Annotated in this window: 15 protein-coding genes and 1 pseudogene; 7 read left to right on the forward strand and 9 right to left on the reverse strand. The window is 50.9% G+C overall.

Features of this window, described 5'->3' with window-relative positions:
* Nucleotides 1–202 (forward strand): annotated as a pseudogene (locus J7E85_RS02430) (Crp/Fnr family transcriptional regulator); the annotation flags it as partial.
* 425 nt (nucleotides 203–627) lie between these two features.
* Nucleotides 628–855, forward strand: coding sequence for a hypothetical protein (locus tag J7E85_RS02435; protein WP_215154633.1), 228 nt, complete (start codon nucleotides 628–630; stop codon nucleotides 853–855).
* Nucleotides 856–1,057: 202 nt separating this feature from the next.
* Here the strand turns inward: J7E85_RS02435 and J7E85_RS02440 are convergent, their stop codons facing one another.
* From J7E85_RS02440 to J7E85_RS02450, 3 genes are all read right to left on the reverse strand, one after another.
* Nucleotides 1,058–1,834, reverse strand: coding sequence for a DODA-type extradiol aromatic ring-opening family dioxygenase (locus J7E85_RS02440; protein ID WP_215154634.1), 777 nt, complete (start codon nucleotides 1,832–1,834; stop codon nucleotides 1,058–1,060).
* Nucleotides 1,835–1,911: 77 nt separating this feature from the next.
* Entirely contained in the window at nucleotides 1,912–2,739 is an 828-nt protein-coding gene (locus tag J7E85_RS02445; RefSeq protein ID WP_215154635.1) for an alpha/beta hydrolase, read from the reverse strand.
* Between the two features lie 390 nt (nucleotides 2,740–3,129).
* Nucleotides 3,130–3,384 carry a hypothetical protein gene (locus tag J7E85_RS02450; protein ID WP_215154637.1) on the reverse strand — a complete coding sequence of 85 codons (255 nt, stop codon included), beginning with the start codon at nucleotides 3,382–3,384 and terminating at the stop codon, nucleotides 3,130–3,132.
* A 294-nt stretch (nucleotides 3,385–3,678) separates the two neighbouring features.
* Between J7E85_RS02450 and J7E85_RS02455 the strand changes: the two genes are divergently transcribed.
* The 3 genes from J7E85_RS02455 (at nucleotide 3,679) to J7E85_RS02465 (ending at nucleotide 5,744) form a co-directional block, all read left to right on the forward strand.
* Nucleotides 3,679–4,014 (forward strand): PadR family transcriptional regulator, encoded by a 336-nt coding sequence (locus J7E85_RS02455; protein WP_215154639.1) that lies wholly within the window; start codon nucleotides 3,679–3,681, stop codon nucleotides 4,012–4,014.
* 2 nt (nucleotides 4,015–4,016) lie between these two features.
* A complete protein-coding gene (locus J7E85_RS02460) occupies nucleotides 4,017–4,679 on the forward strand; it encodes a DUF1129 family protein (protein WP_215154641.1) in 663 nt (220 codons plus the stop codon).
* A 126-nt stretch (nucleotides 4,680–4,805) separates the two neighbouring features.
* The gene (locus tag J7E85_RS02465; protein WP_215154643.1) at nucleotides 4,806–5,744 is read left to right on the forward strand and encodes a hypothetical protein; all 939 of its coding nucleotides are present in this window, start codon (nucleotides 4,806–4,808) and stop codon (nucleotides 5,742–5,744) included.
* A 139-nt stretch (nucleotides 5,745–5,883) separates the two neighbouring features.
* On the opposite strand, the gene ilvA is transcribed toward J7E85_RS02465, so the two are convergent.
* Nucleotides 5,884–7,149, reverse strand: coding sequence for a threonine ammonia-lyase IlvA (gene ilvA, locus J7E85_RS02470; RefSeq protein WP_215154771.1), 1,266 nt, complete (start codon nucleotides 7,147–7,149; stop codon nucleotides 5,884–5,886).
* Between the two features lie 289 nt (nucleotides 7,150–7,438).
* Between ilvA and J7E85_RS02475 the strand changes: the two genes are divergently transcribed.
* Nucleotides 7,439–8,044, forward strand: coding sequence for a copper amine oxidase N-terminal domain-containing protein (locus J7E85_RS02475; RefSeq protein ID WP_251035406.1), 606 nt, complete (start codon nucleotides 7,439–7,441; stop codon nucleotides 8,042–8,044).
* A gap of 147 nt (nucleotides 8,045–8,191) precedes the next feature.
* On the opposite strand, the gene J7E85_RS02480 is transcribed toward J7E85_RS02475, so the two are convergent.
* The 5 genes from J7E85_RS02480 to J7E85_RS02500 all read right to left on the reverse strand — a co-directional run bounded on the left by J7E85_RS02480 (nucleotide 8,192) and on the right by J7E85_RS02500 (nucleotide 12,793).
* Entirely contained in the window at nucleotides 8,192–8,377 is a 186-nt protein-coding gene (locus J7E85_RS02480; protein WP_251035407.1) for a hypothetical protein, read from the reverse strand.
* Nucleotides 8,378–8,517: 140 nt separating this feature from the next.
* Nucleotides 8,518–9,132 (reverse strand): alpha/beta hydrolase, encoded by a 615-nt coding sequence (locus J7E85_RS02485; protein ID WP_215154645.1) that lies wholly within the window; start codon nucleotides 9,130–9,132, stop codon nucleotides 8,518–8,520.
* Between the two features lie 506 nt (nucleotides 9,133–9,638).
* Entirely contained in the window at nucleotides 9,639–10,346 is a 708-nt protein-coding gene (locus J7E85_RS02490) for a PIG-L deacetylase family protein (protein WP_100540310.1), read from the reverse strand.
* 35 nt (nucleotides 10,347–10,381) lie between these two features.
* Complete coding sequence (locus J7E85_RS02495; protein WP_215154647.1) at nucleotides 10,382–11,338, reverse strand: GNAT family N-acetyltransferase; 957 nt, start codon at nucleotides 11,336–11,338, stop codon at nucleotides 10,382–10,384.
* Between the two features lie 309 nt (nucleotides 11,339–11,647).
* Nucleotides 11,648–12,793 (reverse strand): serine hydrolase domain-containing protein, encoded by a 1,146-nt coding sequence (locus tag J7E85_RS02500; RefSeq protein WP_215154649.1) that lies wholly within the window; start codon nucleotides 12,791–12,793, stop codon nucleotides 11,648–11,650.
* Between the two features lie 433 nt (nucleotides 12,794–13,226).
* Between J7E85_RS02500 and J7E85_RS02505 the strand changes: the two genes are divergently transcribed.
* Entirely contained in the window at nucleotides 13,227–15,368 is a 2,142-nt protein-coding gene (locus J7E85_RS02505; protein ID WP_215154656.1) for an alpha-amylase family glycosyl hydrolase, read from the forward strand.
* The last annotated feature ends 140 nt before the right edge of the window (nucleotides 15,369–15,508 follow it).

Below are 15,508 nucleotides of genomic sequence, written 5' to 3' on the forward strand. Positions count from 1 at the left end.
CCTCTTCTCGGGCACCGTGAGTACCAACGCCCAAATGTTACTGCTTGAAGTGCTGATCATCGTCGCTGCTGCCAACGCCGGTAAAATCGGTCTCGACCGTTGGGTACTCCCTTACCTCCGTGGCCTGTGGAATAAAATGACCCACAAAACAACCAAAGGCGACGGAACCACGCACACACCATTCAAAAAACAAACGGCATGACGTGGTAAGTAACAGTAGTTAAAAAATTCTACCCTATTGATTAGACCGCCTGGCTTGAGCAATCAAGCCGGGTTGTTTTTTGTTATGGCAACGTTCGAGCGTTGTTACATACAACATGCTTAACGAGTACATTGCGACTCTGCTTAGCGAGTTTATACAACACTGCTTAACGAGTACATGCGACACTGCTTAACGAGTTTATACAACATTGCTTAAGAGTACATGCGAAACTGTTAACGACTTACAATTTTAGCGGACTCAACGGACCTTATTTTGACCAAAAGCACCATTTCTTTAACACTAACGGACCAGAGATCCGTTATTCACCGAATGAGGCCATCATTTTGCCGATTATCGGCAACATAACGGATCGTGTGTCCGATAAACCCGTAAAAGCGAGCCAATAGCGAAAAATAGCGGATCTGATGTCCAAAGAGCATTGTGCTTACGTTCGAGCGACGTACATTACGGCACACTGCTTAACGACTTACAATTTTAGCGGACTCAGCGGACCTTATTTTGACCAAAAGCACCATTTCCTTAACACGAACGGACCAGAGATCCGTTATTCCCCGAATGAGGCCATCATTTTGCCGATTATCGGCAACATAACGGATCGTGTGTCCGATAAACCCGTAAAAGCGAGCCAATAGCGAAAAATAGCGGATCTGATGTCCGATACTGCCGGGCCGCCGACGGACTGACCAAGTGCACGGGTTACCCAATAACGGCCCCCACTATTTCCTGCTTATTCCAACAGACATCTGCCCCGACTTGCTGCCAACGGAAAATCCCACACACAATCCCCCTCTAACACAACAAAAGCCGAGCTTGTGATCCAAGCCCGGCATCTCATTATTCGAATGACCAGCAGTTCAGACTCAAACTGCCATATTGGTAAGATTGAAACAATCGTTTTGCCTTGCGGCCGGTGTCGGCAGCACCCATTGCATAGAATAAAGGGACAAAATGCTCCCGTCCATAAGAAGGGACAGCATCGCTGGCATGAGGCGCTTTTTTGTCAAACGCAAACAGATTATTCAGATTCCATTCCATCAGCTGCTTCGCGATCCATTCATCGAATGCAGTCGCCCATTCATCAGGCTCATCGCTCTCATGCACCATCCGCAGATTGTGCACCAAACCGCCGCTCCCGATAATCAGGATGCCTTCCTCACGCAAATCGGACAGCATCGTGCCGATGGAATATTGTTCGTTTGGCGAGCGCTTGGAGTCCACGGACAAGGCCACCACGGGAATATTCGCATCGGGGTACATTTTGCGCAGAATGACCCATACCCCATGGTCCAGTCCGCGGCCAGTCACGGCTTTGGCATGCAGATTGCTTGCCTCAAAACGCTGACGAATCTGAGCAGCCAGCTCCGCGCTGCCTGGGGCAGGATACGTGATCTGGTACATTTCATCCGGAAATCCGTAAAAATCATGCATCGTGCCATGCACGGCATCTTCGGTCAGCCGCTGATCCGGATCGTCCCAATGGGCAGAAAATACCGCTATGCCTCTAGGTACAGGCAGCTCCCGCCCCAACTGCTCAAGGAAGCGGGTGTACTCGTTGTCCTCCAAGGCCATCATCGGCGAACCATGGGCAATAAATAAAGCAGGTAACGTCATCGATGCCACCTCCAGCTTCAAAATCAAGGGACAACTCTATTGTACCGTTAAATCGCCCAATATGCCAAATAACTCCCTTAAATCATCCAGTGCTGCCACTCCTGCTGAGTGTTCTCCTGCTCGTTCAACCAATCCCGTGTCCGCTGAAGGAGCAGCTCGCGCTGAGGCCCGGCGGAATACGTGTGATCAGCCTGGAAGATAATCTCCTTATCGCAGCGGCCTTCCTGGCGCATCCAGAACACTTTTTGATATAAAAATGCGTAATCCACCGGAATGGCTTCATCCGAGGTACCATGTACCACCAGCACATTGCCTGTAAACTTGATCGCTTCCTGGAAAGGCTGACCCTGTGCCAACGAATCGAAAAAGACCGGGGTAAACGAGTATCCCAAATAATCAGCGGATCCCGACTTAACAGAGGTATCGTATACATCGCGACCGGTGATTTTGACGATATCGTTGAACGGATAACCTACCGCAGACCACAGAATCAGATTCTTTACCCGCCGGTCACGAACGGCGGTCTGCAGGGCGACAGCGCCACCCAAGCTATGTCCGATGAGTGTGATGCGCGTCGGATCGACATCGGCACAGCTGAGTCCATAATCGAGAACGGAACGCGTCTGGGCAATCATCGAGTCGAGCCCCTCGCTTCCATAATTGCCCGAGCTCTCCCCGCATCCGATATAATCGAACCGGATCACCATATACCCGTCTTCGGCAAACTCACGCGCCGTTTTGACAAACAGCCGGTCCACGCCGATCCGGCTTCCAACAAAGCCGTGGCAGATGATGACCAATGGTACCCGATTGCACCTGCCGCCTTGGGCCGCTTCCTTCAACGGATAGTGGATGGTTGCCGTAAGTTCTTCTTGATTATGCCGGATTGTAATTTGCCGCTCCATGCCGATTCCTCCTTGCGATAACACGCCTTAATCATAATATTAACAATTCCGATAAGTTTAATATGAATTAGATAAACTTATCTTAGCATCGTGATTATGGATTGTCAACGCAAATGGCAGACGGCAAACTACAGTGCAAGATATGATCGTCCGATGCATGTGGAAATCGGCTATATTCGTGGCGCAGCCTTCTACTACAGCTCCACCGGTTATGAAACGGTCCATTCAACCACTACTTATGCTATAGACAGACGTGACATCGTTTTCCTAAACTATAGTTCCGCCCAGTTCTCCGAACCATTCAACCCCCACTCACGGCTTTACAAACCCCAGCATGCGTCTTATCTTGTCACTTCAATCTTCATCAGCTTTCACACCGCACCTTCAGCCTTACTCATAGCTCTGGCGAAACATCGCATGAGTCTCTTCTCGTCCGCTCCAATCATTCATCCAGGTCTTCCCAATGGGGTCGTTCTCCCACAAGCTTGATGCGGACAGATCTGTTTCATTATCCCCGGAGGTGTATCCCCCTTCAGGCTGGCCAAATATCCCATCCTCTGTACTGCTGCCTGCGACAACCTCTTGCCCATTGGCCGGCACAGCGTCTCCCCCATGTAATTCATCGTCAAAAAAGTTAGCACTCACCTGAGAATTCCTCCTTCTTATCCCTAAAATGATTAGGGTGTGGTCTATAGATTCAGAATGCTTATTATTGTGAAATAGGAACGGTGGAATTATACCTCGTTCACGAATACGACATGGATTTTTCAAACTACCTTGCATTGCAAGTATGTCGCTGGTATGATATATTGCATAACAAGGTAGTCGACAGAGGGTCTGCTTTTACTGAACAAGATGGCATTTGTCATTCCAATTCGTAGCCTTAATGCGCCCCGCTACCTTGCATAGCAATATACTTGAAGGAGGATAACCCCATTCATGACCACCCAAAGTCAAATGCTAAAAGGCATTCTCGAAGGCTGCATACTCTCGCTTATGGAACATCGGGAGGTATATGGTTATGAGATTAGCACGCTGCTGGAAGACAGCGGACTCACGTTTGTAAGCGAAGGCAGCATTTATCCCCTGCTGCTTCGCATGCAGAAAGACCAGCTTATTGAAGGGACACTGCGGCCTGCGCCCGGTGCCGGGGGACCGCCCCGCAAATATTACAATCTAACCGCTAAAGGCCTGCACGTTCTTCAACAATTCAAGGAACATTGGGGAACGCTTAAAGATAGTGTGGACCATATTCTAACCCGTGGAGGACAATGAAGATGAATACCAAACAGATGATCAAAGAGAACAACCGACTCCAAGATGCCATGACGCCTGACAACCTCAGCTATTACCAAGACATGGTGGTCTATATCCGCAGCAGCTTCGTGCAGGAGCAAAAAGGCGAGGAACTGCTGCTTGAAATCGCCCAGCACCTGCTGGATGCCCAGGCCAAGGGCAGGAGCGCCGAGGATGTGTTCGGAAGCGATCCCGAATCCTACTGCAAGGAGCTTGTGGAGCAGCTGCCAAAAATAAAAGGCCTGAGCAGTCTCCAATACCATTTCATGATCCCCTGGATTGCCTTAACCTGGTTTTTCTTCGTTCAAGCGCTGGTGGGTTTCATTACGATGTGGGCCGGGGGACCGGTTGAGCGCATGACGCAGGTACGTATTTCCACCCTGATTCTGATTGCAGGCGGTTCCTATGTGCTTATCCACGTATTGTTAAGATGGATGAAGAGCGATACCTTCAAGCCGGAAGAGGACAAGCGCAAGATTAATGTCCGCAATATGGGGATTTATGTCGCCATCACGGTATTGATTCTGGTTGCCGGCGTATGGCTGGGGCGGCTGCTGCCGGTCCTGACGATAGCGCCATGGATCAGCCTCGTCATATTCCTGGTCGGAATCGCCGGGACGAAACTTCTTTTTTCGAGCAAATAATACAAACTCGTCATGGATTCGCGGCCGGAGTTTAACAAAATCTTTAATATTTTTTCGATCAATGTAAACTAATGTTCTATAGAAGATGATAGGATAGGGGTAATGTGTGGTAAGGGAGGAATATATATGTCAAAATCCAAAAAATCCGCGATTGCTGCCATCCTTGCACTTATTCTATCGATCCAGACCGGCGTCATCGCTAACGCAGCAACTGCATCCGTATCCCAAGCTAGTTTGACCGCCGTCTCAAGCATAGCTACCGCCTTCGGCAATGCGGTGTACAACAAAGCCAGTAAACTGCTGAAGGAATCCGATGTGGCTTATGCCAAGTCTTACATCACCAAGCATATCCGCAGCGTAACCACGTATCAGGCTACCATGCTGGTGCTCAAACTGGAGAACGCGATGTATGATGCACTCCCGGCAAAAACCGACAAGGTGTATGAAATCGGCATTCAGGATAAGCTGATGAACCTGTACAAATACGGGGAGCCGATTAACACCACCATTAACAAAGCCAAGGACGACACGCTGCGCAAGGTGCTCATCAACCTGCGAGACAGCGGCTACAGACTGTATACGACCGAAGGTGTCATCTTCCCGATTGTTGACTATACGACACTGAAACCATACAAGCCTTACATCAATAAGGATCTTCAAGCCTATATCGACATCATGATCGTGGAGTCCGAGAAGCCTGCGGTCAGTGATGCGGCCTTGGTCATCCCTTGGTCCGAGGTCATTGAACGGGGAATTGCGCAAGAGGCTTTTATCACGGCATATCCAAAATCAAACCGGGCCGCTGATGTGAAGCTGAAGCTTCGTTTTACCGAGCTAAGCTTATTCTACGGCTATAACAATACGCCGCTATTCAAGTACGAGGACAATCTGCTCGATCCGGAAGTTCGGCAATCCTTCGATAATGTCCTTAAGGACAGCGACACCGTCACCAAAAGCGCTCTTCTGAAAAAGCTGAAGTCCTGGTCTGAAGTGCTTGAGAGCAACAAGGACAAGCTGACCCAGGAAGTTGAGCAATATCGTGCGAAGGCGGTTCCGCTCGACTAGACAAACGAACCACAAACCATTTCCCTATGTTCAGCAGGATCACCAACCTAATTAATATGTATAAAAAAGCCGGATTCCCGTTTGTTGGAGAATCCGGCTTTGATTGTGGTTCGTGCCTATTTATCGTGGCCTGTACCTCTTAAATCAGCAGATTGAAGAGGTTCATGTTCTTGTTCAGCTCCGTATAATCCAGACCCTTGCGCTGCATCCGCTCTACCAGCGGACCGTAATCCTCGGGCCTTAACAGCTCGATGCCCACCAGGGCAGGCCCGTCTTCCTTGTTATGCTTCTTCGTGTATTCAAAGCGTGCGATATCGTCGTTGGGACCTAGCACTTCTTCCAGAAACTCGCGGAGTGCTCCCGCACGCTGCGGGAAGTTAATCATGAAGTAATGCTTCAGCCCTTCATATATTAAGGAACGCTCCTTGATTTCCTGCATCCGGTCGATATCGTTATTGCCGCCGCTGATGATGCATACCACCGTTTTTCCACGAATCCGGTCCCGGTTCATATCCAGCGCAGCCACGGCCAGCGACCCGGCAGGCTCGACAACGATCGCATTTTCGTTATATAACTCAAGGATGGTGGTGCAGGCTTTTCCTTCCGGAACGGTCACGATGTCATCGACCAGCTCACAGCATATATCGTAGGTCAGCTGCCCGACACGCTTCACGGCGGCGCCATCCACGAATTTGTCGATCTCGTGCATGGTGACGACCTCACCCTGCTTTTTGGATTCGATCATGGATGCAGCCCCGAGCGGTTCAACGCCAATGACTTGCGTCGTTGGGCTGACGGTTTTGACATACGTTGCCACGCCTGCGGCAAGACCCCCACCGCCAATAGTAACAAACATATAATCCGGTGTGTCCAGCTCCTCCATAACTTCCATCCCGATGGTGCCATTGCCCGCGATAATCTTCGCTTCATCGAACGGGTGAATAAAAGTCATGCCATACTCATCGCAGGCCTTGATCGCTTCAGCATAGGCATCGTCGAAAGTATCGCCTGTCAGTATCACCTCGACACTGCCCCCGCCAAAACGCTTCACCTGCTTCACCTTCTGATTCGGGGTCGTACTCGGCATATAAATCTTGCCTTTAATATTCAGAGCATTACAGGAGAAAGCCACCCCTTGCGCATGGTTACCCGCGCTCGCGCACACAATGCCGTTGCTGCGTTCTTCATCCGACAAGCTGCGAATCATATTGTAAGCGCCGCGGATCTTGAAGGAGCGAACTACCTGCAGGTCCTCACGCTTCAGATACACTTCGCAGTCATACTTAGCCGATAGCACAGCGTCCCGCTGCAGCGGCGTGCGTACGATCACTTCACGAAGCACGTGGTGTGCGCGCACGATGTCCTCCATGCTGACTGCCCGTTTTGCCGTATACGTCTCTTCCATTCTCTCGATCACACTCCCACTTCGCTGCCAGGTAAACGTTGATCCTTCCGCTACCCTTATTTACGTATTTCTATCATTGTATCACTTTTCATGAAAATATCCCGCCCTTTTCTGGCAAGCTTTCGCAAAAGAGTCATTTACGCAACAAGCATAGCCCGGATGCTCCGCCGAAACCCGGATATGGCTATGAAGGATCGGACCTTCCCTTTAAAAAGGGTTGACTTCCTTCTGACACTTTACTACTATAAAGCATGAAAATTAACCTAAATTTTAACCAATCAAAGCCTATTTGAACAGCAAGATTTCCCTGAAGTTAAACGGTACGGTGGTAACGCCGAAAGACGCAAACGGCAAAACCGTGCTGCCGATCACCTACAACGGCACGACGTACTTGCCTGTGCGAGCTGTAGGAGACCTGATGAACATCGACATTCGTTATGACAGCACAACTTCTTCAGTACTGATTGGCGGCAATCAGGGAGCCCCATCCGAAACCTCCAGTCCGTTATCATTAAGCTCGCTAGGAGCCTCCGTATTGGGGACATCGGCCTGGCACACCAAAGATTCCAGCGATACGGTCTATAAAGGCAAGGATTATAAAGACGTTTATTTACATACCGATTCGGCCAAACAAGGCAACAGCTTCCAGATCATGACGGGTAAAAAATATGCCAAACTGCATCTTGAGCTGGCCGTGGTTGGCGGTGCGCAAGAAATCGTAATTATGGACCACAACAACACAACGCTCAAAAAAGTATCCCAGGCTGCTGAAGATGGCCTGGTCGGGGTAGACGTCGATGTATCCGCTGCCGATTTTATTTTTGTAGAGATCGTTGATGAGGGTCCGGGCACTTCCTTGTTTGTTCCTCTGACCAGTTCCTATTTGACAAAATAAGTCCTTGCGATGATTTGCGCGGGCGGAAGGCCATGATATTTACTAATGAAAGCCGGGGGTTAATGACCCCCGGCTTTCGCCTGTCTATCTGTATGATCTATATTAGCTCTGACAAACCGCGCGGGATCAGGATGGCCTGGCCCGGAATCATGAATCGGCAAACCCCAGCACAAGCGTTGCCAATATCGGAAACAGCACCAAAATGATAACGCCGATCAGCATCGGGCTAACGAATGCGATCCCCCACATGTTCTCTCCCCGCTGCAAGGATCCCCGGGACTTGTACCCCCGCGTCGGCTGGGCGCCAGGCTTCGTCTCCATTGTCTGTGCCATGTTAGACCCCCTCGATTCTTATTCGATGGGTTAAGTATAAAAAAAATACCGCCAACGTTTTGACGGTATTTTGATCATATTCGCTTTCATTTTTACTTTATTATACAGAGAACGCATCATGAATCTTGGCATGCCCGGTATTATTGGAACTTCTCCTTAAACCAAGCCGCAGCCATCCCAACCTCTGCGCGGCTGAGTTGATGACCCCCGTTCTCCCAATGCAGCTTCACGTCCGCGCCTGCTCCGCTCAATAGTTCGTTCAGATCCTCGCTCTCCTGCGGAGTGCACATCGGATCGCGCCGGCCGGCCGCGATGAAGACCGGAACGCCGGTCAAGTCCGGCAAGGTCTTATCCCGCAGCGGAACCATTGGATGGTGAAGAATAGCCCCTTGCAGCGCATCTCCTTCGTGGAACAGCAGGCTGGCGGCAATATTGGCGCCGTTCGAATACCCGACTGCCACGACGCGGCTGCGGTCAAAACCGTACTCGGCAGCTGCCCAGTTCAGGAATTCATTCAGATCGTTCGTGCGCTTCACGAGATCCTCTATATCAAACACGCCTTCGGCCAGACGACGGAAAAATCTCGGCATGCCATTCTCCAGCACATTCCCGCGGACGCCAAGCACATTCGACGTTGGCGAGACCATCTCGGCCAGTGGCAGCAAATCCTCCTCGTTCCCCCCAGTACCGTGCAGCAATAGTAAGGTTGGTGCCTCCGGGGAAGTTCCCTGGCGGTAAATATGCGTATGTTCCATGTGTTTATAGTCTCCTTCCGATTGGTTATACAGTTAGATTCCAATTCCGTTTGACAACCATAAATGTTACAATGCCCCGGAATAGCCCAATAGGACCAAAGGCTACCCTGAAAATCACATCATAAACTAGGCTACAATCACATCTTAGGCTACCCTAAAATTCGCCTTAATATCTTTAATTTAAGATTCTTTAAATACATAATACCATGGATTTTAAAAAATGCAACAGCCAGCCACCCTTCCGCAACCCGATCAGAACTGCAATCGGAAACGCTATATCGCCATTTTCCACAACCATTGGACGAAATGAAAAGAGAGGAAGCCTCCATATGGAAGACTTCCTCTCCTGTTTGTATTCTCTATATGATTCCGTACGTGTTCCCCCGTAACATCACTCATTATATCAAAAGATAGGTATAATGTCAGTGGATGTTTTGGCATTTCTCACAATTTTTTTGTGATTTCATTAGGTATTATTCCAGTTACCTGGATGTAAAACCATATATTTAGAAAAACTGTAATCGTTTAGTTAACGCGCCTCTCGGAACGGCAAAGGCTTGAGCCCGCTTGAAGTTCACCGGAGCTCCCCGCACGATCGTGAGCGCTTTGTAATATTCGATGAACGGGAAGCCATAGGTTTCCCCGCGCGCATAAGCGTAAACGTTCATGGCTCTCACCCACGTTTCATAGGCTTCGTCCGGAATATCGATGAATACCTCGGGATGAAAATCATACGGGTCCTCCCAATTGTCAGCATAGTATAAATGCTGGGCATAGTGGGCCGGAAGCTCCCGTTCAATCGTCTTCAGCCCCGCATAGAAGCGGGCGTCTTCCACGATATAATGGGTATTGGAGTGATCCTTATGGATGCTCTCCTTCCAATGCGTAATGATGATATCCGGCTTCACTTCCCGTATGACGTCCGCCACCTGATATTTCACTTCCTCGTCCAGCGGTAGCTCGGCATCCTTGTAAGCAAGGAATCGGACATCCGCGCCAACGATATCGGCAAATTGGTGAGCTTCATCAATCTTCTGCTTCGCGTATTCCTCCGGCGTCAGTCGAGGGTGTCCCTTCTCCCCTGGCGTTAAATGAAGAAACGTTGCTTTGTGGCCAGCCTGCGTGTATTTAGCGATTACGGCTCCTGCCGTTAGATCCATATCGCCCGCATGTCCGCCAATCGCCAAAATATGATGCTGCTTAGCTTCCGTCACATCGGATCTCCCCTTTGTATGAAAAGTAGTCGAATCTATTGAAGCGGCTTGCTCATAATATCGAACCGGCGCGTCACCTGAAATCCGGCTTTGCGGTACAAATGCCCTGCCGGGCTTTGTTCGCCCGTCCATAGGAACCAGGCTCCATGCAGCCCCTGCGCCCGCATGAGGGCAAGGCAATCATATAACAGAATTTTCCCCAGGCCCTTCCCTTGCATCGACGGGTCCACGCCAAACGGACCAAAGCGTTCAGCCACGCCTTCATATCCGTTATACAGGCAAAATCCCATCAGCTTTCCTTGATCGCGCGCGATCAGGATCTGATCCGTTCTTAATCGCTGCAGCAGTCCCTCACGAATCGCCCGGCCCCAATCCGGGTTAAACACGTCCGTCGCAAACTCGATCAGCTCCACCAGATCGCTGTCGTGAGCCAGCTTGAAGGTAAAGCCTTCTTGCTCGCGCTGCCACTTTAGCTCCACAACTTCCGGCGGCATATGAAAATCGACCAAGGAGCGATCCATCGCAACCGCCGTGTAGTTGCGGGTAAAGCCGCTGGCCGCAAGCCACCCCAAAGCCTCCGGATAACGCTCGCCATCGATACCCGGGACGATATAATTCGGGGCATACGAGGAGAAAAAGACTTTGCTGCGCCCATGACCGCGAAGATAGTCTTCGCCTTCCTGCAGCAGCCGCGATGCTACACCCTGTCTTCGAACCGATGGATCGGTATAGAAGAAGGTGATCCAGCCGTTATCCGGCTCCAGCTCGGTTCCGATCATTGGCAGCCTCCGGCGCACCGCATACAGGACGCCCACCATGCGGCCATCCTGCTCTGCAATCCGCAGTCCCTGCGGATCAAAGTTCGGATCGAGCAGCACCAAATTCCGAAAGCGGAGCCGGGTGATGGTATCTCCCGGCAGGCAGGCGTTCCACAGAGCAGTGATACCGTCCTCGTCCCCAGGCCGGTAAGGTCTGTAGGTTACACTCGTCATTACGTATTCCCTCCTTATAGTCGTAAGTCATTGGATTGGTTGCGATTGCTGCGAACGGCGTGCGACCGGTTCATCTTAATTAACCAAAATATTTCATGTACTGGGCGGTACATCTATTTACAAGCTCCCATAAATGTACCAGCTCAATTGGTCATTCCTTAAGTCTATCCGGCATCACATTACCTTCAGATTGCTGTCGCTTCCGAATCGAAAACACCTATTTTGTACATCATGCGAACCGTTCCCTGCACACGGTGTGTGGTCCGGGGCATGATTGGATGGCTGTCGACCCTATGCCGCATCCCCGTCTTACCATGCCACCGCTCCTGTCAAAGCGTTATGAACCTGGGCCCGCAGCTGAGCGACGCTGCTGCTCCGCCCCCCGTACACGCGGTTTGTCAGCAGAACGACCGCAAGATCCAACTCAGGATCGATCCACAGGCTAGTTCCGGTAAATCCGGTATGTCCGTAGCAGCCCGAACCCATCATATCACCGGAAGCATCCATCTTATCCCCTTTCAGTACCCACCCCAGACCACGGTTAGTGCCATCAATACGTCCCGTATGGGTACGAGTGGCCGTAACGGCCGCAGCCCGAGATAAGATGCGGGATTCGCCGCCCACCGCCTCTGGACTCGCCGTTGCCGGGATCGCCCCTTGTTCCAGCCACATTCGGGCGTATTGTAGCAGGTCCCCTGCGGTGGTAAACAATCCGGCATGGCCGCATACACCACCCAAGGCCCGTGCCTTCTCATCGTGCACGATCCCGCATAAATGATCCTGGATGGTATTCTCATACTCCGTTGCTGCATAGCTGCTGGCCTCTTCCGGCGAAGGAGTCAGAGTTGCATGACGCATGCCCAGCGGATCCGACACCCATCGCTTAAACGCTTGGTCCAAAGGCAGCTCCAGCGACCGTTCAATGATGCGTCCAAGCGTCAGATATCCCAAGTCGCTGTAAATCACTTCGGTATTCTGCTTCGCCGCAAGCGGCGCTGAAAGAACGGCGTCCCACATCTGCTCCCTGTCCCAGCCATGGGAATGCAGGTTCATATCCGCCTGGAGCCCTGAAGTATGTGTCAGCAGCTGTCCCACCGTAAGCTCTTCTTTTCCTGCCGTTCCGAATGAAGGCAGAATGCCACTCACTTTTGTGCTTAAGGTCAAGATCCCCTCATCAATCAATCGCAGAATCAACGGGAGCGTAACGACCACCTTCGTTAAGGACGCACAATCGTATAACGTATCCTTGCTGGCCGGTACAGGTTGACCCTGCTTCGGCTTGGGGTTGGCATAACCGGCACTATAGAACCACTGCTTGCCTTCATGCATAACACCCAGTACGCCTCCCGGTGTCGTACCTGCGGCAATCTCGCGTTCAATGGCGGCACAAGCCGATTTCACTCCCTTGATTCCCAATCCAAGCTGCTCTGCACCAGCCTCCGCATGACGCTCCATTGTTCTTTCCTCCTTTGCTTCAAGGCCTTAAGCCGGATCAACTGAATAACGAACATGCCATTGCATCAACGTCATCTTCAACATGTAAACGTTTCCTAAACCTATTATATGGCCTGTAAAATTTTGTTTCAATAATATTTAATAATTATAAAATTTAATTTCACAATATCCTACATACATTTTCCTTTTATTTGGATATTTCATATTGACACCTGAATGCGCTTTCATTTACAATATTGTTGAAATCAAACACTCGCATAATTTAAGGGCCATGCATTCCGTAACCGCACACCCGGTATGGAACAACCCCGGTTTCTCTACAGGAGATTCCGGGGTTTTTTGTTGCCCGATTTTGTATGGGAGGTGATGCTCAAGCAGCCGATAAGCTAGTAAAACCAACCTTCTCTATATCAACTACATAGGAGGAATTACGATGAAAAAGTTTTACAAACTGACAACTGCTCTTGCCCTTAGCTTGTCCCTGGCCCTGAGCTTGCTTGGCCCAGCCCATGCAGCCCCGGATACTTCGGTATCCAACAAGCAAAATTTCAGCACGGATGTCATTTATCAAATCTTTACGGACCGCTTCTCCGACGGCAATGCGGCTAACAACCCGACCGGACCTGCCTTTGACGGTACCTGTACCAATCTGAGATTATACTGCGGCGGCGACTGGCAAGGGATCACAAACAAAATCAACGACGGCTACCTGACCGGCATGGGCGTTACCGCCATCTGGATTTCCCAGCCTGTCGAGAACATCTACAGCGTCATCAACTATTCCGGCGTAAACAACACCGCTTATCACGGCTATTGGGCCAGAGACTTTAAGAAAACGAACCCGGCTTATGGCACGATCGCCGATTTCCAGAATCTCATCGCTGCCGCTCATGCCAAGAACATTAAAGTCATCATCGACTTCGCACCGAACCACACCTCTCCCGCTTCCTCGGACCAGCCGTCGTTCGCGGAGAACGGGAAGCTGTACAACAACGGCACCCTGCTCGGCGGATACACAAACGATACGCAGAATTTGTTCCATCATAACGGGGGCACCGATTTCTCAACGACAGAGAACGGGATTTACAAAAACCTGTATGACCTTGCTGACCTGAACCACAACAACAGCACCGTGGATACCTACCTGAAAGATGCCATCAAAATGTGGCTTGATCTGGGCATTGACGGCATTCGAATGGACGCGGTGAAACATATGCCGTTTGGCTGGCAGAAGAGTTTCATGGCTGCAGTTAACAACTATAAGCCGGTCTTCACCTTCGGCGAATGGTTCCTCGGCGTGAACGAAGTGAGTGCCGAAAACCATAAGTTCGCCAACGAATCCGGCATGAGCCTGCTGGACTTCCGTTTCGCGCAGAAGGTACGCCAGGTATTCAGGGATAACACCGACAATATGTATGGTCTGAAGTCCATGCTGGAGGGCTCGGCAACCGACTATGCCCAAGTGGAGGATCAGGTCACATTCATTGATAACCATGACATGGAACGTTTCCACGATAACAGCGCCAACCACCGGAAGCTGGAACAGGCCTTGGCCTTCACGCTCACCTCACGCGGGGTGCCAGCCATCTATTATGGAACCGAACAATACATGTCCGGCGGGAACGATCCTAACAACAGGGCACGGATTCCTTCGTTCTCTACGACGACTACCGCTTACCAAGTAATTAAAAAGCTGGCGCCATTGCGCAAATCCAATCCGGCCATCGCCTATGGAACAACGCAGGAGCGCTGGATCAACAATGATGTGCTGATCTATGAACGCAAATTCGGCAGCAACGTGGCGCTTATCGCTGTCAACCGCAACGTGAACACACCGGTTTCCATTACGGGATTGGCGACTTCATTGCCTGCCGGCAGCTATACCGACGTGCTGGGCGGACTTCTAAACGGCAACAGCTTGACCGTTGGCACAGGCGGAGCAGCTTCCAACTTTACGCTGGCTGCCGGCGGTACGGCCGTATGGCAATATACCACGGCCGTGACTTCGCCAACGATCGGGCACGTAGGCCCGATGATGGCCAAACCGGGCACAACCATCACCATTGACGGCCGCGGCTTCGGCGCAACCAAAGGCACGGTATACTTCGGCTCAACGGCCGTAACGGGTGCTAACGTTACAGCATGGGAGGACACGCAGATCAAAGTGAAAATCCCTGCGGTTGCCGGAGGCGTATATAACATCAAAGTCGCCAATAGCGCTGGCACTTCAAGCAATGTTCACGACAACTTCGAAGTGCTGACCGGGGATCAAGTCAGTGTCCGGTTCGTCGTGAATAATGCCACCACCGCACTTGGACAAAACGTGTACCTGGCAGGCAGCGTAAGCGAGCTCGGCAATTGGGACCCTGCCAAAGCTGTCGGGCCATTGTACAACCAGGTCATCTACCAATACCCAACCTGGTACTATGACGTCAGCGTACCGGCCGGTAAAACCATTGAATTCAAATTCCTGAAAAAACAAGGCTCAACGGTAACGTGGGAAGGCGGATCAAACCATTCCTTCACCGCTCCAACGAGCGGCACAGCCACCATTAATGTGAACTGGCAGCCGTAAGCACAAAAACGCCCTGTTTCTTCACTGCTCAGGCAGGCGACGCGGCCACAATGAATGTGCGCTGGCAGGCCGCCGTTATTACGCCGTATGCTACCATCTTAACCCTCAAGCGAGCGGCACGGCCGCCATTTATGCAAAGT

Source organism: Paenibacillus sp. ISL-20, assembly GCF_018613005.1.
GTDB lineage: Bacteria > Bacillota > Bacilli > Paenibacillales > Paenibacillaceae > Paenibacillus_AQ.